This is a genomic window from Saccharopolyspora sp. NPDC050389 (genome assembly GCF_040655595.1).
Classification (GTDB): Bacteria; Actinomycetota; Actinomycetes; order Mycobacteriales; family Pseudonocardiaceae; genus Saccharopolyspora.
On sequence record NZ_JBFAKG010000002.1, the window covers coordinates 153,639 to 171,959 of the forward strand.

Annotated in this window: 17 protein-coding genes; 7 read left to right on the plus strand and 10 right to left on the minus strand. The window is 69.7% G+C overall.

Going from position 1 to position 18,321, the window contains the following annotated elements:
- Positions 1 to 13 precede the first annotated feature (13 nt).
- The 3 genes from pdxT to AB0I53_RS02100 form a co-directional block, all read right to left on the minus strand.
- Positions 14 to 694 (minus strand): pyridoxal 5'-phosphate synthase glutaminase subunit PdxT, encoded by a 681-nt coding sequence (gene pdxT / locus AB0I53_RS02090; protein WP_358595013.1) that lies wholly within the window; start codon positions 692 to 694, stop codon positions 14 to 16.
- A 118-nt stretch (positions 695 to 812) separates the two neighbouring features.
- On the minus strand, positions 813 to 1,124 hold the full coding sequence (locus tag AB0I53_RS02095; RefSeq protein WP_358595016.1) for an AzlD domain-containing protein: 312 nt from the start codon (positions 1,122 to 1,124) through the stop codon (positions 813 to 815).
- Positions 1,121 to 1,828 carry an AzlC family ABC transporter permease gene (locus tag AB0I53_RS02100; protein WP_358595019.1) on the minus strand — a complete coding sequence of 236 codons (708 nt, stop codon included), beginning with the start codon at positions 1,826 to 1,828 and terminating at the stop codon, positions 1,121 to 1,123. The genes AB0I53_RS02095 and AB0I53_RS02100 overlap by 4 nt, the downstream gene beginning before the upstream one ends.
- A 69-nt stretch (positions 1,829 to 1,897) precedes the next feature.
- Between AB0I53_RS02100 and AB0I53_RS02105 the strand changes: the two genes are divergently transcribed.
- Positions 1,898 to 2,470 carry an XRE family transcriptional regulator gene (locus AB0I53_RS02105; protein WP_358595022.1) on the plus strand — a complete coding sequence of 191 codons (573 nt, stop codon included), beginning with the start codon at positions 1,898 to 1,900 and terminating at the stop codon, positions 2,468 to 2,470.
- A gap of 64 nt (positions 2,471 to 2,534) precedes the next feature.
- Here AB0I53_RS02105 and pdxS read toward each other — a convergent pair whose 3' ends face one another.
- Positions 2,535 to 3,452, minus strand: coding sequence for a pyridoxal 5'-phosphate synthase lyase subunit PdxS (pdxS, locus tag AB0I53_RS02110; RefSeq protein WP_358595025.1), 918 nt, complete (start codon positions 3,450 to 3,452; stop codon positions 2,535 to 2,537).
- 209 nt (positions 3,453 to 3,661) lie between these two features.
- Here pdxS and AB0I53_RS02115 point away from each other — a divergent pair, with 209 nt between their 5' ends.
- Complete coding sequence (locus AB0I53_RS02115) at positions 3,662 to 5,776, plus strand: elongation factor G-like protein EF-G2 (RefSeq protein ID WP_358595028.1); 2,115 nt, start codon at positions 3,662 to 3,664, stop codon at positions 5,774 to 5,776.
- A 15-nt stretch (positions 5,777 to 5,791) separates the two neighbouring features.
- On the opposite strand, the gene pgsA is transcribed toward AB0I53_RS02115, so the two are convergent.
- Positions 5,792 to 6,406 carry a phosphatidylinositol phosphate synthase gene (gene pgsA / locus AB0I53_RS02120; protein WP_358595031.1) on the minus strand — a complete coding sequence of 205 codons (615 nt, stop codon included), beginning with the start codon at positions 6,404 to 6,406 and terminating at the stop codon, positions 5,792 to 5,794.
- Between the two features lie 198 nt (positions 6,407 to 6,604).
- On the opposite strand from pgsA, the gene AB0I53_RS02125 reads away from it, so the two are divergent.
- Positions 6,605 to 7,132: a YceI family protein gene (locus tag AB0I53_RS02125; RefSeq protein WP_358595034.1), complete on the plus strand. Its 528-nt coding sequence runs from the start codon at positions 6,605 to 6,607 to the stop codon at positions 7,130 to 7,132.
- Positions 7,133 to 7,215: 83 nt separating this feature from the next.
- Here the strand turns inward: AB0I53_RS02125 and AB0I53_RS02130 are convergent, their stop codons facing one another.
- From AB0I53_RS02130 to AB0I53_RS02145, 4 genes are all read right to left on the minus strand, one after another.
- Entirely contained in the window at positions 7,216 to 7,791 is a 576-nt protein-coding gene (locus tag AB0I53_RS02130; protein WP_358595037.1) for an HIT domain-containing protein, read from the minus strand.
- Complete coding sequence (gene thrS, locus AB0I53_RS02135; RefSeq protein WP_358595229.1) at positions 7,788 to 9,803, minus strand: threonine--tRNA ligase; 2,016 nt, start codon at positions 9,801 to 9,803, stop codon at positions 7,788 to 7,790. Before thrS ends, AB0I53_RS02130 begins: the two co-directional genes overlap by 4 nt.
- A 406-nt stretch (positions 9,804 to 10,209) precedes the next feature.
- On the minus strand, positions 10,210 to 12,324 hold the full coding sequence (locus tag AB0I53_RS02140) for an EAL domain-containing protein (RefSeq protein ID WP_358595039.1): 2,115 nt from the start codon (positions 12,322 to 12,324) through the stop codon (positions 10,210 to 10,212).
- 5 nt (positions 12,325 to 12,329) lie between these two features.
- Positions 12,330 to 13,136, minus strand: a complete 807-nt coding sequence (locus AB0I53_RS02145; protein ID WP_358595042.1) for an SAM-dependent methyltransferase — start codon at positions 13,134 to 13,136, stop codon at positions 12,330 to 12,332.
- Positions 13,137 to 13,482: 346 nt separating this feature from the next.
- Here AB0I53_RS02145 and AB0I53_RS02150 point away from each other — a divergent pair, with 346 nt between their 5' ends.
- Together AB0I53_RS02150 and AB0I53_RS02155 are read left to right on the plus strand one after the other, a co-directional pair.
- Positions 13,483 to 14,832: an FAD-dependent oxidoreductase gene (locus tag AB0I53_RS02150; RefSeq protein ID WP_358595045.1), complete on the plus strand. Its 1,350-nt coding sequence runs from the start codon at positions 13,483 to 13,485 to the stop codon at positions 14,830 to 14,832.
- 144 nt (positions 14,833 to 14,976) lie between these two features.
- Positions 14,977 to 16,446, plus strand: a complete 1,470-nt coding sequence (locus AB0I53_RS02155; protein ID WP_358595047.1) for an aldehyde dehydrogenase (NADP(+)) — start codon at positions 14,977 to 14,979, stop codon at positions 16,444 to 16,446.
- 82 nt (positions 16,447 to 16,528) lie between these two features.
- Here the strand turns inward: AB0I53_RS02155 and AB0I53_RS02160 are convergent, their stop codons facing one another.
- A complete protein-coding gene (locus tag AB0I53_RS02160) occupies positions 16,529 to 16,843 on the minus strand; it encodes a hypothetical protein (RefSeq protein WP_358595050.1) in 315 nt (104 codons plus the stop codon).
- Between the two features lie 144 nt (positions 16,844 to 16,987).
- Between AB0I53_RS02160 and AB0I53_RS02165 the strand changes: the two genes are divergently transcribed.
- Both AB0I53_RS02165 and AB0I53_RS02170 read left to right on the plus strand, forming a co-directional pair.
- Entirely contained in the window at positions 16,988 to 17,866 is an 879-nt protein-coding gene (locus AB0I53_RS02165) for a helix-turn-helix transcriptional regulator (RefSeq protein ID WP_358595053.1), read from the plus strand.
- Between the two features lie 38 nt (positions 17,867 to 17,904).
- Positions 17,905 to 18,147, plus strand: a complete 243-nt coding sequence (locus AB0I53_RS02170; protein WP_358595231.1) for a DUF397 domain-containing protein — start codon at positions 17,905 to 17,907, stop codon at positions 18,145 to 18,147.
- Positions 18,148 to 18,321 lie beyond the last annotated feature (174 nt).

Sequence of the window (18,321 nt, forward strand, 5' to 3'; positions counted from 1 at the left end):
CTCCTCCGTCTTTCTACGCCTGCGCCGTGGAACCAAGCCGCGCGCGGACGATCTGTACGAAATAGCGGTGCACGCGCTCGTCCCCGCCGACCAGCTCCGGGTGGAAAGCGGTGGCGAGCACCGGTCCCTGCTGAACCGCGACGATCCTACCGGCGGCCGCATCCCGCCCGGTGGTGTCCGGGTCAACGGCGCCCGTGTCAGGCACTGCGGCCAGCACCTCGACATCTTCACCGACCTTCTCGACCCACGGTGCGCGGATGAACACCGCGTGCACCGGGCCGTCCGGAATGCCGGCGAATTCCAGGTCGGTTTCGAAGGAATCGGCCTGCCTGCCGAAGGCGTTGCGCCGCACGACGACGTCCAGCGCGCCCAGCGGGCGGACCGCCGGCAGTTCCCGGTCCCCTCGACCGTCACTGTCGAGCACCTCGCGGGAGAGCATGATCATCCCCGCGCACGAGCCGTACGCGGGCAGACCCGCCGCGAGGCGTTCGCGCAGCGGCTCGTAGAGCTCGAAGGTGTCGAGCAGGCGGGTCATGGTGGTCGACTCGCCGCCCGGCAGCACGATGCCCTGCACCGCCGCCAGCTCCTCCGCTCGGCGAACCGGCCGGGCGTCGGCCCCGCTGCGCTCCAGCGCGGCCAGGTGCTCGGCGACGCCGCCTTGCAGAGCGAGGACTCCGATCACGGGTTTCGTCACGGTTTCGATTCTCCTGCACTTCCGTCCACAACCGAAGGCCGGGATGCGCGGCCCTCAGGCCCCCGGCAGTCCGACCGCCGCAATTTCAATGGAAATCGAAGGCCCGATTTCCGGCGACCTACCCCGCCAGGCCGGTGAGCCGCAGCAGGGCCGTGGTAGCCGCCGCGGCTGCCACCACCAACACGAACGGCGCCCGCCGCCAGGCCAGCACGCCGCCGACCGCGACGCCCGCGAAGCGGGCCCAGCCGGCGAAGACGCCGGACTCGAACGCGGTGCTGGTGGCGACGAAGGCGCCGAGCAGCACGATCGCGGCGATCGACAGCAGCTGTTCCAACCGCTCGGAGATCTGGATCCGGCCGCGCAGCAGCGGGCCGGCCAGCCGCATGGCGTAGGTGCCGGCGGCCAGCGCGAAGATCACGCCGAGAGTCATCGGGCCTCCTCCCCCGCCAGTCGCTTCGGCAGTGGCAGCGCGGCGGCGAGGCCGACCAGCGCGGCCATCACCGGCAGGCCCTCGGGCAGCACCGGCGTGGTCAGCAAGGCCACGAACGCGCCCACCGCGACCGCCCGCAGGGTCCGGAACTCCCGCAGCGACGGCATGATCAGGGCCAGCAGGGCCGCGGGCATCGCCGCGTCCAGGCCGAAGGCCCCCGGATCGCCGACGCTCTGGCCGAGCAGGCCGCCGAGGAACACCGAGGGGGCCCAGGCGCAGTACAGCGCGATGCCGGTCAGCCAGTACGCGCGCTTCTTCTGCGCCGTGGTGCCCTGCGCCAGCGCGAACGCCACGGATTCGTCCACCATCAGGTGACTGCCGATCAGCCGGCTCGGCCAGCCGCGGCCCAGCAGGCCGCCGACCGCCATGCCGAACGGGAGGTGGCGGGCGTTGAGCATCAGGCCGCCGAGCACCGCGGTGACCGGGGCGGCGCCCGCGGTGACCAGGCCGACCACCATGAATTCCGAGCCGCCGGCGAACACGACCGCGCCCATCAGCGTGATCATCCACAGCGGCACGCCCTTGCTCACCGCGATGGCGCCGAGGGACGCGCCGACGATGGCCATCGCCAGGGCCATCGACAGCACGTCGCGCACCAGCGCATCCCGCCAGAATCCCGCTCGCGTTCGCTCTAACGTACTCACGTTCGCTATCCTGAACACCAAGGGCGTTGTTCGTCAAACCGAATTCAAGGACCGACAGAGCGAACAGGCATGAGTGAGACCGAGAACACGGCGGCCGCGCCGCCGCTGGAGACCATCGCCGCCTCCCTGCGCCGCGAACGCGACCGCACCGGGCTGACCCTCACCGAACTCGCCCGGCGCGCCGGGATCGCGAAATCCACCCTGTCGCAGCTCGAATCCGGCACCGGCAACCCCAGCGTGGAAACGCTCTGGGCGCTGGGCGTGGCGCTGGGCGTGCCGTTCAGCCGCCTCGTCGACCCGCCGACGCCGCAGGTGCGGGTCGTGCGGGCCGGGCAGGTCCCGCTCGTGCGCTCGGAGCAGTCGACCTACGCCGCGGCACTGCTGTCCTCCGGCCGTTCCGGGGCCCGTCGCGATCTCTACGTCCTGGAGCTGGAGCCGGGCGGAGTCCGCCGCGCGGACGCCCACATCCCCGGCTCGGTCGAGCACGTCGTCCTCACCTCGGGACGCCTGCTGGCGGGCCCGGAGGAGAGCCCGGTGGAGCTCGAGGTCGGCGACTACATCTCGTTCTCCGGCGACGTACCCCACGTCTACGAAGCCCTCGAACCGGCCACCAGAGCGGTCCTCGTCATGGAACACGCCTGACCCGAGCCCAGGCGAAGGGCGCCTTCGGGCGAGGCAATCACCCGAAGGCGCCACTCGATCGGGGTTACCAGCCGCGCTGGGCGTAGCGCTGCTGCTCCGAGAGGTCGTCGAGGTTGATGCCGACCATCGCCTCGCCGAGGCCCCGGGAGACCTTCGCGATCACGTCCGGGTCGTCGTAGAACGTCGTCGCCTTGACGATCGCCTCAGCGCGCTTCGCCGGGTCACCGGACTTGAAGATGCCCGAGCCGACGAAGACGCCCTCCGCGCCCAGCTGGCGCATCATCGCCGCGTCCGCCGGGGTCGCGATGCCGCCCGCGGTGAACAGCACGACCGGCAGCTTCCCGGTCCTGGCGATCTCCTGGACCAGCTGCACCGGAGCGCGCAGCTCCTTCGCCGCGACGTAGAGCTCGTCGCCGCCGAGCACCGACAGCCGCCGGATGTCGGCGCGGATCTGCCGCATGTGCCGGGTCGCCTCCACGACGTTGCCGGTGCCGGCCTCGCCCTTGGAGCGGATCATCGCGGCGCCTTCGGAGATCCGCCGCAGCGCCTCGCCGAGGTTGGTCGCGCCGCACACGAACGGCACGGTGTAGGCCCACTTGTCGATGTGGTTGACCTCGTCGGCCGGGGTGAGCACCTCGGATTCGTCGATGTAGTCCACGCCCAACGATTGCAGCACCTGCGCCTCGACGAAGTGGCCGATGCGCGCCTTGGCCATCACCGGGATGGAGACGGCGTCGATGATGCCCTCGATCATGTCCGGATCGGACATCCGGGCCACGCCGCCCTGAACGCGGATGTCGGCGGGCACCCGCTCCAGCGCCATCACCGCGACCGCGCCGGCGGCCTCGGCGATCTTGGCCTGCTCGGGCGTGACCACGTCCATGATCACGCCGCCCTTGAGCATTTCTGCCATTCCGCGCTTGACCCCGTCGGTGCCGGTCTGGGCGGTGCTGGCGGTGTCCTTGGCGTCGACGGTAGTCACCTTCGGCCTTCCTGTTGTCGTGCTCTGCCGCGACCAGGCTATTCCCGAACTGGACCATTTCCACGGTCCACTAACCGCGATTTCCGGTAGTCCACTTGCTCGCCAGTGGGACCGCTCCCGCCGCGGGTGACCACCGGCCTTGCACGACCCGAACGCGAGGTGTGTGATCGGAGACACAGTCGGTCGCCGGGAGCTCGCAGGGAGTACTCATGGGCACAAAACAGAGCGGCACGGTAGGAGGGCCGGCGATCCCGGCCCCCTCAGATCCCGCGAAGATCCGCAACGTCGTGCTGGTCGGCCCGTCGGCCGCCGGCAAGACCACGCTCGTCGAGGCGATGCTGACCGCCACCTCGACGATTCCCCGATCGGGCACGGTCACCGAGGGCACCACGGTGTGCGACCACGAGCCCGCCTCGATCGAGCAACAGCGGTCCATCGGCCTGGCCGTCGCGCCGATGCACCACGGAGACATCAAGATCAACCTGATCGACACGCCCGGCTACGCGGACTTCGTCGGCGAACTGCGCGCCGGGCTGCGCGCGGCGGACGCCGCCCTGTTCGTGGTGTCGGCAACCGAAGGCGTCGACGCCGCGACCCGCGCGATCTGGCAGGAGTGCGCCGCGGTCGGCATGCCGCGCGCGGTGCTCATCGCCCGGCTGGACCAGCCGCGCGCCGACTTCGAAACCGCGCTGCTGAGCTGCCAGGACGCGTTCGGCTCCGGCGTGCTGCCGCTGTACCTGCCGCACTTCGACTCCGACGGCGAGTTCTTCGGGCTGGTCGGCCTGCTCACCGAGCAGATCTACGAGCTCGGCGGCACCGTCGCGGCCGACGCGCAGCTGCGCGAGCAGATCGACCAGCCGCGCGGCGAGCTCATCGAGGCGATCATCGCCGAGAGCGAGGACGAGTCGTTGATGGACCGCTACCTCAACGGCGAGCAGATCGACGAGGACACGCTGATCGCCGACCTGGAGAAGGCCGTGGTGCAGGGCGGCCTGCACCCGGTGCTGCCGGTGTGCGGGCTGACCGGGATCGGCATCCGCGAGGTGCTCGACGGCATCCGGCGCGGCTTCCCGTCGCCGCTGGAGCACCCGCTGCCGGAGTTCACCGACCCGCAGGGCAACAATCCGCACCCGCTCACCCCGGACCCGGCGGGACCGCTCGCGGCCGAGGTGGTGCACACCTCGGTCGACTCGTACGTGGGCCGCGTGTCGTTGGCGCGGGTGTTCTCCGGCACGATGCGCCCGGAGCGCCCGGTGCACGTCTCCGGGCACGGGATGGCCGAGCGCGGGCACCCGGACCACGACGAGGACGAGCGGGTGGCGCACCTCTACTCGCCGCTGGGCGTGAACCTGCGCGAGGTGTCGCACTGCATCGCCGGCGACCTGTGCGCGCTGACCAAGATCGGCTCGGCCGAGACCGGCGACACGCTGTCCGATCCCTCCGATCCGCTGCTGCTCAAGCCGTGGCCGATGCCGGAGCCGCTGCTGCCGATCGCGGTCACCGCGCACACCCGCAGCGACGAGGACGCGCTGGCGCGCAACCTCAACCGGCTGATCGCCGCCGATCCGAGCCTGCGGCTGGACCGCGACAGCGAGACGCACCAGCTGGTGCTGTGGTGCATGGGCGAGGCGCACGCGGAGGTGGTGCTGCAGCGGCTGCGCGAGGGCGGCGCCGAGGTCGACACGGTGCCGGTGCGGGTGCCCCTGCGACAGACCTTCGCCCAGCCCGCCAAGGGCCACGGGCGGCACGTCAAGCAGTCCGGCGGGCACGGCCAGTACGCGGTGTGCGACATCGAGGTGGAGCCGCTGCCGCGCAGTTCCGGCGTCGAGTTCACCGAGCGCGTGGTCGGCGGCGCGGTGCCGCGGCAGTTCATCCCGAGCGTGGAGAAGGGCGTGCGGGCGCAGATCGAGAAGGGCATCAACGAGGGCGCCCCGCTGGTGGACGTGCGGGTCACGCTGGTGGACGGCAAGGCGCACAGCGTCGACTCCTCCGACGCGGCGTTCCAGGCGGCGGGCGCGCAGGCGCTCAAGGCCGCCGCCGAGCAGGCCGGGCTGATCACGCTGGAGCCGGTGGACGAGGTCGCGGTGCGCATTCCCGACGAGCACCTCGGGGCGGTGCTGGGCGACCTGTCCAGCCGGCGCGGCAAGGTCGTCGGCACGGAGCCGGAGGACGCCGGGTGGACCGTGGTGCGCGCGCACGTGCCCGCGAGCGAGCTCGTGCGCTACACGGTGAACGTGCGGTCGCTGAGCTCCGGCAGCGCGACCTTCACCCGGCAGTTCGAAAGCTACGAACCGATGCCGGAGTCCCTCATCCCGCAGAAGTGACCAGGTCGCGCTCGGTCAAGGGCGCTCCTGGTCGTGGTAGGAGGTGTGGACCGCGATCAGGCGTTGGGCGATCGTGATCAGCGACAGGGCCACCAGTAGCCAGACCGCGACGTCCAGCACGTACGGCACGCCCAGGCCGTGCAGGCCGGTGCCGACCAGGACCACGAGGAACCGCTCGGCGCGCTCCGCGAGGCCGCCGTCGGCGCTGAGGCCGTTGGCCTCCGCGCGCGCCTTCACGTAGGAGATCACCTGAGCGCTCACCAGGCAGATCAGCAGGGCCAGGCCGCGCAGGTGGTCGACGTCGACGACCAGCGCCCACCACACCAGCGCGCCGAACAGCGCGCCGTCGACCAGCCGGTCGCAGCTCGCGTCCAGCACGCCGCCGAACCGCGTCGCCTTGCCGCCGGCCCGCGCCATCGCGCCGTCGAGGATGTCGAAGAGCAGGAACACGGCGACCACCACGGTGCCCACGAACAGCTGGCCGCGCGGGAAGAACCACATCGCCGCCCCGGCGCTGGCGATCGTGCCGGCCACCGTGACCGCGTTCGGCGACAGCCCGAGGCGGACCAGCCCCGCGCCGATCGGGTCGGTCAGTCGCGAAATGGAAGCCCGCGCGAAGATGTTGAGCATTGCGTGAAGTGTCAGCCGCCTGTGCACCGAGTGTCGTTTCCTGCAGATTAGTCGCCGGTGATCAGTCGCACGGCAGGTGTGCGAGAACTGTGCGAGAACAACGGCGTGCCGTGATCACGAACACAGTCAGGAATAATTGAACCTTCAAATCTTGTTCTCCCCGGCGAGACTTTCACTCCGTTCTCCCCTGGAGGCAGCATGACCGCAACCGCGCAGATCCCCGGCTACGTCGCGGGCACCTGGGACATCGACACCGTGCACTCGGACATCCAGTTCTCCGTGCGGCACATGGGAGTCGGCAAGTCCCGGGGCCGGTTCGGCGCCTTCCAGGGCGAGATCGTCACCGCGGCCGACCCGCTGGAGTCGACCGTCACCGCCACCATCGACGCCACGTCGATCGACACCGGCAACGCCGACCGTGACGCGCACCTGCGCAACGCCGACTTCCTCGACGTGGAGCAGTTCCCCACCGCGACCTTCCGCTCCACCGGAGTCCGCCAGGACGGCGAGGACTTCGTGATCGACGGCGAGTTCACCCTGCACGGTGTCACCAAGCCCGTGTCGCTGGAGACCGAGCTGGGCGGCTTCGGCGAGGACGGCCTGCTGGGCCTGTCCGCCAAGGTGGTCCTCAACCGCACCGACTTCGGCGTGGGCCCGGCCGGCGGCGCCATGGTCGGCGAGAAGATCACCATCACGCTCGACATCGAGGCCAAGCTCCGCGGCTGAGCAGGCCTGACAAGACCACGACGAGGGCCCGGGGAACACGTCCCCGGGCCCTCGTTTTCGCCCTATTAGGGCAAATCCGCGATTCAGTCCACTCCGGACCAGGCGGCGGCCAGCAGCTGGCGGGTCTCGCCGAGCAGCTGCGGCAGCACCTTCGTGTGGCCGATGACCGGCATGAAGTTCGAGTCGCCGCCCCAGCGGGGCACCACGTGCTGGTGCAGGTGCGCCGCGATGCCCGCCCCCGCCACCGGCCCCTGGTTGAGCCCGATGTTGAACCCGTGCGGCGCGGAAACCCGCCGGATCACCCGCATCGCCCGCTGCGTGTACTCCGCGACCGCCACCGTTTCCGCCGCGCTGAGCTCGGTGTAGTCGGCCACGTGCCGGTACGGCAGCACCATCAGGTGCCCCGGGTTGTACGGGTACAGGTTGAGGATCGCGAAGACCAGCTCGTCGCGCGCGACGATCAGCGTCTCGTCGTCCGGCCGCCCCGATTCGAGCAGCCGGCAGAACGGGCAGCCGTCGCTGTCGTCGCCCTCCGGCTTGTTCTCGCCCTGGATGTAGGCCATCCGGTGCGGGGTCCACAGCCGCTGCAACGCGTCCGGCACCCCGACACCCGACTGCTCGGTCAGCTCCACGCCCTCCGGGCCGCCAACTCCGCTCACGCCCGCTCCGCCTGGAAGTTCTCCGCGGTCGGCGAGGCGTTCTCGCGGCGCCCGATCCAGTCCTCCAGCGCGGCGACCGCGGCGTCCACCGGCACGCCGTTGATCTGAGTGCCGTCGCGGAACCGGAACGACACCGCGTCGGCCTCCACGTCCTTGCCGCCGGCCAGCAGCAGGAACGGCACCTTCTGCGTGGTGTGGGTGCGGATCTTCTTCTGCATGCGGTCGTCGCTGGTGTCGACGTCGATGCGGATCCCCTTGGCGCGCAACGCCTTCGCCACCCGCTGCAGGTGCTCGACGTGCTCGTCGGCGATCGGGATGCCGACCACCTGCAACGGCGCCAGCCAGGCCGGGAAGGCGCCGGCGTAGTGCTCGGTCAGCACGCCGAAGAACCGCTCGATCGAGCCGAACAGCGCGCGGTGGATCTTGATCGGGCGCTGCTTGCTGCCGTCGGGCGCGGTGTACTCCAGGTTGAACAGCTCCGGCAGGTGGTAGTCGACCTGGATGGTCGACATCTGCCAGCTGCGGCCCAGCGCGTCCTTCGCCTGCACGGAGATCTTCGGGCCGTAGAACGCCGCCCCGCCCGGGTCCGGCACCAGCTCCAGGCCGGAGTCCTCGGCGGCGGTGCGCAGCGCCTCGGTGGCCACCGCCCAGCTCTCGTCGCTGCCGACGTACTTCTCGTCGTTGCGGGTGGACAGCTCCAGGTAGAAGTCGTTCAGGCCGTAGTCGCGCAGCAGTTCCAGCACGAAGCCCAGCAGCGACTTCAGCTCGTCCTGCAGCTGGTCCGGGGTGCAGTAGATGTGCGCGTCGTCCTGCGTCATGCCGCGCACGCGGGTCAGCCCGTGCACCACGCCCGACTTCTCGTACCGGTACACCGACCCGAACTCGAACAGCCGCAGCGGTAGCTCCCGGTAGGAACGCCCGCGCGAGCGGTAGATCAGGTTGTGGAACGGGCAGTTCATCGGCTTGAGGTAGTAGTCGACGCCGGGCTTGCGCAGCTCGCCGTCGGCGTCCCGCTCCTCGTCGAGGTGCATCGCCGGGAACATGCCGTCCCGGTACCACTCCAGGTGCCTGGAGGTCTTGAACAGCGTGTCCTTGGTGATGTGCGGGGTGTTGACGAACTCGTAGCCCGCCTGCTCGTGCCGCTTCCGGGAGTAGTCCTCCAGCTCGCGCCGGATGATGCCGCCCTTGGGGTGGAACACCGGCAGCCCGGAGCCGATCTCGTCCGGGAAGGAGAACAGGTCCAGCTCCGCGCCGAGCCGCCGGTGGTCGCGGCGCTCGGCCTCGGCCAGCCACTCCAGGTGCTCGTCGAGCTTCTCCTTGGACTCCCAGGCGGTGCCGTAGATCCGCTGCAGCTGCGGGTTGTTCTGGTCGCCCCGCCAGTACGCGGCGGCCACCCGCATCAGCTTGAACGCCGGGATGAACCGGGTGTGCGGCACGTGCGGCCCGCGGCACAGGTCGCCCCAGACGACCTCGCCGTGCCGGTCGATGTTGTCGTAGACGGTCAGCTCGCCGCCGCCGACCTCCATCACCTCACTGGTGTCCACATCGGACTTGATGTCCACCAGTTCCAGCTTGTACGGCTCGTTCGCCAGCTCTTCCTTGGCGGCCTCGACCGACTCCAGCCGGCGGCGGGAGAACTTCTGCCCGGACTTGATGAGCTGCTTCATGCGCTTCTCCAGCGCCTGCAGGTCTTCCGGGGTGAACGGGCGGTCGACGTCGAAGTCGTAGTAGAAGCCGTCCCGGACCGGCGGGCCGATGCCCAGCTTCGCGTCGGGGAAGAGGTTCTGCACCGCCTGGGCCAGCACGTGCGCCGCGGAGTGCCGGATGACGCTGCGGCCCTCCTCGGTGTCGGCGGCGACCGCCTCCACCTCGACGTCGGCCTCCGGCGCCCACGCGAGGTCGCGCAGGTTGCCGTCGGTGTCGCGGACCACCACGACCGCGTCCGGCCCCTTCGACGGCAGCCCGGCTTCGGCGACCGCCGCGCCCGCAGTAGTGCCCGCCGGAACCTTCACCCGGAGAGCTTGTTGAGCTTGGGAAGGCTGTACGGACACGATCACTCCTAGGCTGGGCCGGCCACGGACCGGCGCGGACACTCTTCAGATACCGATGCTATCGGCCAGTCGCGACCAGTTTTCCGCCGCTCCCCGCAGTGCTCTGAAGAATGCACAGCTCGCATTGCGTGGCGGTGCGGGTAGCGGCCCCCCTGCGGGAGTTACAGAGGCCTTCTCGGCTGTGGGATCCCCGATTTGTGTATGTCCAATACGCGGCATCGGGGCTGTCCTCGCGAGAAAGCCTCTGAGAACCCGCGGCGGTGCAAGTTGCGTGCGTGGCGAAAGAGAAAGCGGCTGCGCCGCTTGCCTGACGCCAAAGTGCGGTTCACGACACGACGGGCCCGTCTGAGCAGGCTGCCTGCAACGTTCAGCGCGTCGCCTCGACGAACTGCTCGATCTCCAGGGCCGAGGCACGTTCCCCGGCGTAGGGGCCCTGGACCTTGCTGACGCCGAGCTCGCGCAGCCGGTCGGCCTGCAGCTCGGTGCGCACGCCCGCGGTGAGCGCCGGCAGTCCCAGCAGCCGCGCGCCCTCTACCGCGGCGACGACCAGGTGCCGGTCCAGTGGATCCGGGCCGTCCGGGTCGGCCAGGCTCGCCAGGTGCGGCCCGTCGATGCGCACCCCGGCCAGCGGCAGGCCGCGCAGTCGGCCCAACCGCGCGTAGTCGTCGCCGAACTCGTAGACCACCAGCTTGATCCCCATGTCGGCGAAGATCTCCAGGGTGTCGACCGGGTCGCCCTGGTGGTCGAACAGGGCGGATTCCGGCAGTCCCAGCGCCAGCGCGCCCGCCGGCAGCCCGGTGCGCTGCAGGATGCCTTGCACGTCGCCGACGAGCTCGGGGTCGCGGCAGTGCCGCACCGACAGGTTCACCGTGGGCACCGGCGCGTCCGCGCCGAGCTGCCGCACCCAGCGCGCCGCGTGCTCGCACGCCTGCTCCAGCGCCCAGCTGCCGAGCCGGACGATCAGCCCGGTCTCCTCGGCCAGCCCGAGGAACTGCTCTTCGCCGAGCTCGCCGAACTCCGCGTGGTCCCAGCGCACGGCGGCGGTGGCGCCCGCCAGCGCGCCGGTGGCCAGGTTCGCGATCGGCTCGTACTCGATGAACAGCTCGTGCTGGTCCATGGCCGCGGGCAGCTCCGCCGAGAGCCTGAACCGGTCGCGCGCCTCGGCGTTGCGTTCGGGGTCGAACAGCACCCACTGCGCGCGGCCGTCGCTCTTGGCGCGGTAGAGGGTGATGTCGGCGTCCCGCAGCAGGGCCTCGGCGTCGGTGCCGGCCACCTCGCGCTCCACGATGCCGACGCTGGCCGAAGCGCGGAGCTCGTGCGCGCCGATCAGCACCGGCCGGGTGATTTCCCGCAGCAGTCGTTCCACGAGCTCGACCACCGGGCCGGCGCCCGCCGAGTCGGGCACCAGCACCACGAACTCGTCGCCGCCCATCCGCGCCGCGACGGCGTCGGCCTCCGTGACCAGAGCTTCCAGGCGTTGCGCGACCTGGCGCAGCAGCCGGTCGCCGATCGGGTGGCCGAGGCTGTCGTTGACCGCCTTGAAGCCGTCGAGGTCGAAGTAGCACAGCCCGACCCGGCGGCCGGGGCGGATCGGTTCCAGCGCGGCGGCCAGGCCCGACTCCAGCTTGGTGCGGTTGGCGAGGCCGGTCAGCGGGTCCCGGACGGCCTGCTGGCGGAAGTACTCCTGGAGCATGTGCCGGTCGGTGATGTCCTCGTAGAGCAGCACGAGGTAGTCCGGTTCGCCGCGGGCGTCGCGGACCAGCGACCCGGACAGCTGGGTCCACACGTGTGAGCCGTTGGGTTCGGTGAAGCGGATGTCCAGGAAGTCCTGGTCGGTGTCGCCGGTGGCCAGCTCGGCCATGGTGTCGGCCAGCTTCACCAGCCACTCCTCGTCGGCCAGCTCGTGCACCGTGCCGCCGACGAGCTCCGCCGCCGGCCGCCGGAAGATCCGCGTCAGCGCCGGGTTGGTCTCCTCGATCATCCCGTCCAGCGTGACGATGGCGACGCCCAGCGCCGAGGCCGTGAACACCGCCCGCGAGCGCGCCTCGCTGGCGCGCAGCGCTTCCTCCGCCGCGTCGCGGGCGTCGGACACGGCGCGCTGGATCACCTCCTGCTCGCTCAGCGTCTGCTCCCGCAGCGCGCGGGCGTATCCGGCGGCCAGCTCTCCGAGCACCTCGGTCAGCCTCGTTGGTTCGGTTTCCCGGATCTTCGGGATCTCGGTGGCGAGGTGCCGCAGCGTGCGCGCCAACGCCGTCGAGTTGGTCAGGTGCGTGCCGACGAGCCGCTCGCCGATGTCGCGCGCGGGCTCCGCTCCGCCGCCGTCGAGCGCGCCCAGCAGATCCTCGAAGCACTTGCTCAGGAAGGCTTCGAGATCGCGGCGGCCCATCGGGACGTAGCTGGTGTGGATGACCTGGCGGGTCCACTCGCGGACCACTTCGTCCGGTTGTGGCTGCCCGACTGCCGGTCCCCCCGTACCTGGCACGCGCGTCACACCTTGCGCGCCACGGCACCGTAGACGATCGACCGCTCCGGGTTCTCCCAAACGTCTTCCTCGGTGTCGGGGCGCCAATCGGGCACGTAGACCACGCCCGGCTCGGCGATCTCGAAGTCGGCGAGCATCCCGGCGACCTCGTCGCGGGTGCGCAGCGTGACCGGGTTGGTGCTGCTCTCGTACAGCTCGACCAGGCCCTGGACGCCTTCCGGATAGTGGTCGCCGGTGACGTGGGAGAAGCCGAGGTAGCTGCCGGCCGGCATCCGCTCGTAGTAGCGGCGGACAACTTCCCGGGGCTTGCTGTCGTCCGGCACGAAGTGCACGAGCGCGACCATCATGACCGCGATGGGCTGGGAGAAGTCGAGCAGCCGCTGGGTCTCCGGAGCGTCCAGGACGTCGTCGACGTCGACCAGGTCGGCTTGCACGATCGTGGCGTTCTCGTTGTCGCCGAGGATCGACCGGCTGTGCGCGACGGCGACCGGCTCGTTGTCGACGTAGACCACGCGGGCCCCGGGGGCGACGGCCTGGGCGATCTCGTGCACGTTGCCCGCGGTGGGGATGCCGGAGCCGATGTCCAGGAACTGCCGCACGCCCTGGTCCAGGCAGTAGCGGACCGCGCGGCGCAGGAACGCGCGATTGTTCACCGCGACCTCCTGCACGTTGGGCACGACCTCCATGACCTTGCGGCCGAGCTCTCGGTCGACGGCGAAGTTGTGCGCGCCGCCTAAGTAGAAGTCGTAGCACCGGGCGGCGCTGGGCTTCTCCAGGTCGACGCCCTCAGGTATCCAGTCCGGCCGCGGCATCCGCGTGACCTCCAGAGCTTGGTCTTCCGGCGCCCCGAACCGCGGCCGTGATCAAGATCATCTGGAACGTTCGAGTTCGACGTCGCCACGACCGGAGCGTTTGATCAAGCGGCGATCTTACTGTCACCCAGGGCGTCTAGTCACGCACTCAGCGTTGCCTCCCGGAAGCCCGCGGAACCGGTATGACCATTGTCACCGTCCGCATCGCGGGATCCGGGGTAAGGGATACCTAAGCTGGAGGGGTCTTGGTGGACGGCCACCGGGCCCAGTCGTGATGGGCCAGTCAGCAAGCGCCGCCATCCGGCCGATCCCCGTTCGGCCAGGAGCGGGCGTAGGAGGAGATGGAATGACTCGCCCACTGCGGGTAGCGATCGTCGGGGCCGGACCGGCCGGCGTGTACGCCGCCGACATCCTGACCAAGTCCGAGACGCCGGTCGAGATCGACCTGCTGGACCGGATGCCAGCGCCCTACGGCCTGATCCGCTACGGCGTGGCCCCCGACCACCCGCGCATCAAGGGCATCGTCAGCGCGCTGCACCGGGTGCTGGAGAAGCCGGAGATCCGGTTCCTCGGGCACATCGACTACGGCGTGGACCTGAAGCTGGACGACCTGCGCCACCACTACGACGCGGTCATCTTCGCCACCGGCGCGGACCAGGACCGGGCGCTGAACATCCCGGGCATCGACCTGCCGCACAGCTTCGGCGCCGCCGACTTCGTCTACTGGTACGACGGCTACCCGGAGGCCCCGCGCGACTGGACGCTGGACGGCGAGAAGGTCGCCGTGATCGGCGCAGGCAACGTGGCGCTGGACGTGGCCCGGGTGCTGGCGAAGCAGGCCGACGACCTGCTGAGCACCGAGATCCCGGACAACGTGCACGCGGGCCTGAAGGACTCCCGGGTCACCGACGTGCACCTGTTCGCCCGGCGCGGCCCGGCGCAGGCCAAGTTCACCCCGCTGGAACTGCGCGAGCTCGACCACCAGGCCGACGTGGAGATCATCGTGCATCCCGAGGGCTTCGAGCTCGACGAGGCCAGCGAGGAGGCGATCCGCACCAACAACCAGGTGAAGACGATCGTCAAGACGCTGCAGGACTGGGCGCTGCGCGACCCGAAGCACGACACCGCGCGACGGCTGCACCTGCACTTCCTGCGGTCCCCGGTCGAGGTGCAGGGCACCGACCGGGTCGAGGGCTTCAAGGTCGAGGTCATGGAGCTCACCGGCGACGGCAACGTGCGCGGCACCGGCGAGTACGAGACCTACCCGGTGCAGCAGGTCTACCGCGCGGTCGGCTACCTGAGCTCGCCGCTGGTGGACATCCCGTTCGACCACGGCACCGGCACGGTGCCCAACGCCGGCGGCCGGGTGCTCGACCTGGACGGCGAGCACATCCCGGGCGTCTACGCGACCGGCTGGATCAAGCGCGGCCCGGTGGGCCTGATCGGCCACACCAAGGGCGACGCGCTGGAGACGATCAACAACCTGCTCGCCGACCTGCCGACGATGCCGCAGGCGGAGGAGCCGGCGGACGACAGCATCCTGCGGCTGCTCGAAGAGCGCGGCGTGGAGTACACGACGTGGGAGGGCTGGGGCCGCCTGGACGCGCACGAGAAGGCGCTGGGCGAAGCCCAGGGCCGCGAGCGCATCAAGGTCGTGCCGCGCGAGGAGATGGTCGAGATCTCGCGCGCCGAGTGATCTTCCGAATCGAAGGGCACCTCTGACCGGCATGGTCGGAGGTGCCCTTCGTCGTTTCGCCGGTGCGCCATTTCGAACAGCGTGCGGCGGGTCGTTCGCCGGGCGTATTACGGTGTGGGGGACCGCACCCGCATCGCGCAAAGGATGGGCACGTTGACCGCGACCCGGATTCCGGACACCACCCCAGCCGAACTCGACACCGTCCTGCAGCGAGCGGCCGATGCCGCCGAGGCCTTCGGAGCTCAGCCGCCCGCCGCCCGCGCCCGCCAGCTCGCCGCCGTGGCCGACGCGCTCGACACCGCCGCCGGCGAACTGGTGCCGCTGGCCATGGCCGAGTCCAACCTGTCCGAGGGGCGGTTGACCGGCGAGCTCAAGCGCACCACCTTCCAGCTGCGGCTGTTCGCCGAGGTCCTGGACGAGGGCCGCTACCTGCAGGCCACCCTGGACCGCGCGGACGCCGGATTCCCGTTGGGCGCCAAGCCGGATCTGCGCCGGATCCTGCAGCCGGTCGGCCCGGTGCTGGTGTTCGCGGCGAGCAACTTCCCGTTCGCGTTCTCCGTCGCCGGCGGCGACACGGCCTCTGCGCTCGCGGCGGGTTGCCCGGTGGTGCTCAAGGGCCACCCCGGGCATCCGCAGTTGTCCGTGCGCACGGGCGAGATCATCGTCGAGGCCTTGCGGTCCGCCGGTGCGCCTGACGGCGCGTTCGACGTCGTGCTGGGCTTCGAGATCGGCACCACGGCGCTGCAGGATTCGCGGATCAAGGCCGCGGCGTTCACCGGCTCGGTCCCGGCGGGGCGTGCGCTGTTCGACATCGCCAACTCGCGGCCCACGCCGATCCCGTTCTTCGGCGAACTCGGCAGCCTGAACCCGGTGTTCGTCACGCCCGGCGCGGTGCGCGCTCGCGGCGAGGAGATCGCCAAGGGCTACGTGACGTCATACTCGGGCAACGCCGGTCAGCTGTGCACCAAGCCCGGCCTGCTTTTCCTGCCCGCCGACCACGGCCTGGACGAGGTGCTGGCGTCGGAGTCGAAGGCCGTCGCAGCGCACAAGCTGCTCAACGAGCGGCTGCACGAGGGCTACTGCGGGCGACGGGCAGCCGTCACCGAGGTTCCGGGTGTGCGGGTACTGGCGGAGGGCAGCGTGGACGACGGCGCGGTGCCGACGCTGCTGGCCACCGATGTGGACACACTGCTGGCGAATCGCGAGGCGCTGCTTGAGGAAGTCTTCGGCCCGCTGTCCATTGTGGTCACTTACTCCTCGGAAGACAACGCGCGGCGCGCAGCCGAGGCATTCGAGGGCAACCTCACCGCGACGCTGCACACCGAATCCGACGACACGGAGTTCGCGGCAACCCTGGTGAGCCGCTTGCGTGATCGCGCGGGCCGAGTGCTGTTCAACGGCTGGCCGACCGGTGTCGCGGTGTCGCCTGCGATGCAGCACGGCGGCCCGTACCCGGCGACGACGGACGCCCGCTTCACGTCGGTGGGCACGGCGTCGATCGACCGCTTCCTGCGCCCGGTGACCTACCAGAACGTCCCGCAGGACCTCCTCCCGGAGGCGCTCCGCGACGAAAACCCCTGGGGCATCCCGCAAACCATCCACGAACCCAAGTGACGCACGCTTTGGGTGACAAGTGGAGGGCACCTTCGGCCGGCATCTAGTCGGTCAAAGGTGCCCTTCACTCGCTTCGCGGCAGTCACGAAGCTTCGACGAGCTCACCGAAGCCGGACCAGCAGACGTGGGTTTCTATCGGCGCCAAGTCCTGCTCGATGAGGTCGTGCAGCTTGTCCTCGTCCGGTTGCCCCTGGTCGTCGACCGAGACGACGGCCGCGAGGTACATCCCGAAACGGTGATCGCCTCGGCCGAGCTTCGCCAGCGCCCAGTCGTGCAGGCATCCCTGCCACACGTCCGGCGATTCATCTCCCGGCAGCGGCTCGACGAGCAACAGCCTGTCGTAGGAGCCGATCGATTCGGGGTTAACGACCTGGTACAGGGCAATCGCACAGCGCATGGAGCCTCCCCGAGACAGTAGTGACAGTTGCTAAAAGTAGTGTTGTCTGCGCCGAGAGTGACAGTAGTCAATTTGACGCAGTAATCTTTACGCGACAAGGCCTCGTTTGGGTGGTGTCCGCCGCTCGGACCTGAAGGAGTGACCGTGAACGACTCCGAGGCGCTGGGCCCGCAGACGATCAGCCCGACCGTGGGTCGCCGGTGGTTGGCACAGGAAGTGCGGCGCCTGCGGGAAACGGCCGGGCTCAAGCAGGCCGACGTGGCCAAGCGCCTGCGATGCAATCCGGCGAAGATCGCGCACATCGAGAGCATGCGCAACACGATCAGCAACCCAGATCTGGAAGTGATGCTCCCGTTCCTCGGCGTACCGCCGGAACGCGTCGCCTGGTACCTGCAACTGGCCGACATCGCCAAGGAAAAGGGCTGGTGGGACGGCAACCGCGCAATCCCCGACTGGTTCTCCCTCTACATCGGACTCGAATGGGGAGCCAGCGAAATCCACGAGTGGGATCTGGGCTTCGTACCTGGCTTGCTCCAAACCCGTGCATACACCGAAGCGCTGATCAACGCGGGGAGCCGCGTCTCCGACGCGCAGCAGCGACAGCAAGTCGAAGCGCGACTACAACGGCAGGGCGCCCTGCACCGAGACACGGATGCATTGAAGCTGCATGCCATCGTTGATGAGTCGGTCCTGCACCGGACGATGGGCGACGACTCGATTCTCAGGGATCAGATCGCACATCTAGCCGCGATGTCCGAGCATCCGCAGGTCACGCTTCAGATCATGCCGTTTCACACCGGCCCGCATCGAGGGCACCTGGGTTCATTTCACTGGCTTGGCTTCCCCAGGGCCGATGATCCTGGTGTCGTGTACGTGGAGAACCAGAAGGGCGGGTTGTACCTGGAGGAGCCCGAAGAGATCACGGACTTCAGGGCAGACTTTAATCGCTTGGCTCAGACTGCGTTGCCCGCCGAAGACTCCCGCAACTTGTTGGAGAAGCTAGTGAAGGGCAAAGCACAGTGATCAAACCTCATGTCGATGACGCGACCAAGTTACTAGACGTGACCTGGCGCCGGAGCACAAGAAGCGGACCGAACGGCGGGGCTTGCGTCGAAGTCGGCGTGATTTGGCGAAAGAGCAGCTACAGCGGCCCTAACGGTGGCCAGTGTGTTGAGGTTGGGCTTGGGACGTCGGTGACTGGGGTTCGGGATTCGAAGGATCCGAGCGGTCCGGCGCTTTTGTTCGGGGCCGGCGCTTGGGGTGGGTTTCTCCGGGACGTCAAGGCGAACCGCTTCGACCCGTGAGCCGAAGTCGATCGGATACCCCTAGGGCAGGCGTTTGTGCTGGTCAGGACCCGTGCGTGTTTTGGGGTGTCATAGCGCCCCAAAACACGCATCACCGACGACGACGTGGTGGCCGAGACCGCCGATGCGGCGCTGTCCGCGGGAGACGGCCGGGTCGACGTGCTGGTCAACAAC

What these genes read in the sequence shown, in the direction of transcription:
- AB0I53_RS02105 (WP_358595022.1), top strand. Translation starts at nt 1,898, where the DNA reads ATGAGTGAGACCGAGAACACGGCGGCCGCGCCGCCGCTGGAGACCATC.
- AB0I53_RS02115 (WP_358595028.1), top strand. Translation starts at nt 3,662, where the DNA reads ATGGGCACAAAACAGAGCGGCACGGTAGGAGGGCCGGCGATCCCGGCC.
- AB0I53_RS02145 (WP_358595042.1), bottom strand. Translation starts at nt 13,136, where the DNA reads ATGCCGCGGCCGGACTGGATACCTGAGGGCGTCGACCTGGAGAAGCCC.
- AB0I53_RS02155 (WP_358595047.1), top strand. Translation starts at nt 14,977, where the DNA reads ATGGGCACGTTGACCGCGACCCGGATTCCGGACACCACCCCAGCCGAA.
- AB0I53_RS02150 (WP_358595045.1), top strand. Translation starts at nt 13,483, where the DNA reads ATGACTCGCCCACTGCGGGTAGCGATCGTCGGGGCCGGACCGGCCGGC.
- pgsA (WP_358595031.1), bottom strand. Translation starts at nt 6,406, where the DNA reads ATGCTCAACATCTTCGCGCGGGCTTCCATTTCGCGACTGACCGACCCG.
- AB0I53_RS02125 (WP_358595034.1), top strand. Translation starts at nt 6,605, where the DNA reads ATGACCGCAACCGCGCAGATCCCCGGCTACGTCGCGGGCACCTGGGAC.
- AB0I53_RS02095 (WP_358595016.1), bottom strand. Translation starts at nt 1,124, where the DNA reads ATGACTCTCGGCGTGATCTTCGCGCTGGCCGCCGGCACCTACGCCATG.
- AB0I53_RS02160 (WP_358595050.1), bottom strand. Translation starts at nt 16,843, where the DNA reads ATGCGCTGTGCGATTGCCCTGTACCAGGTCGTTAACCCCGAATCGATC.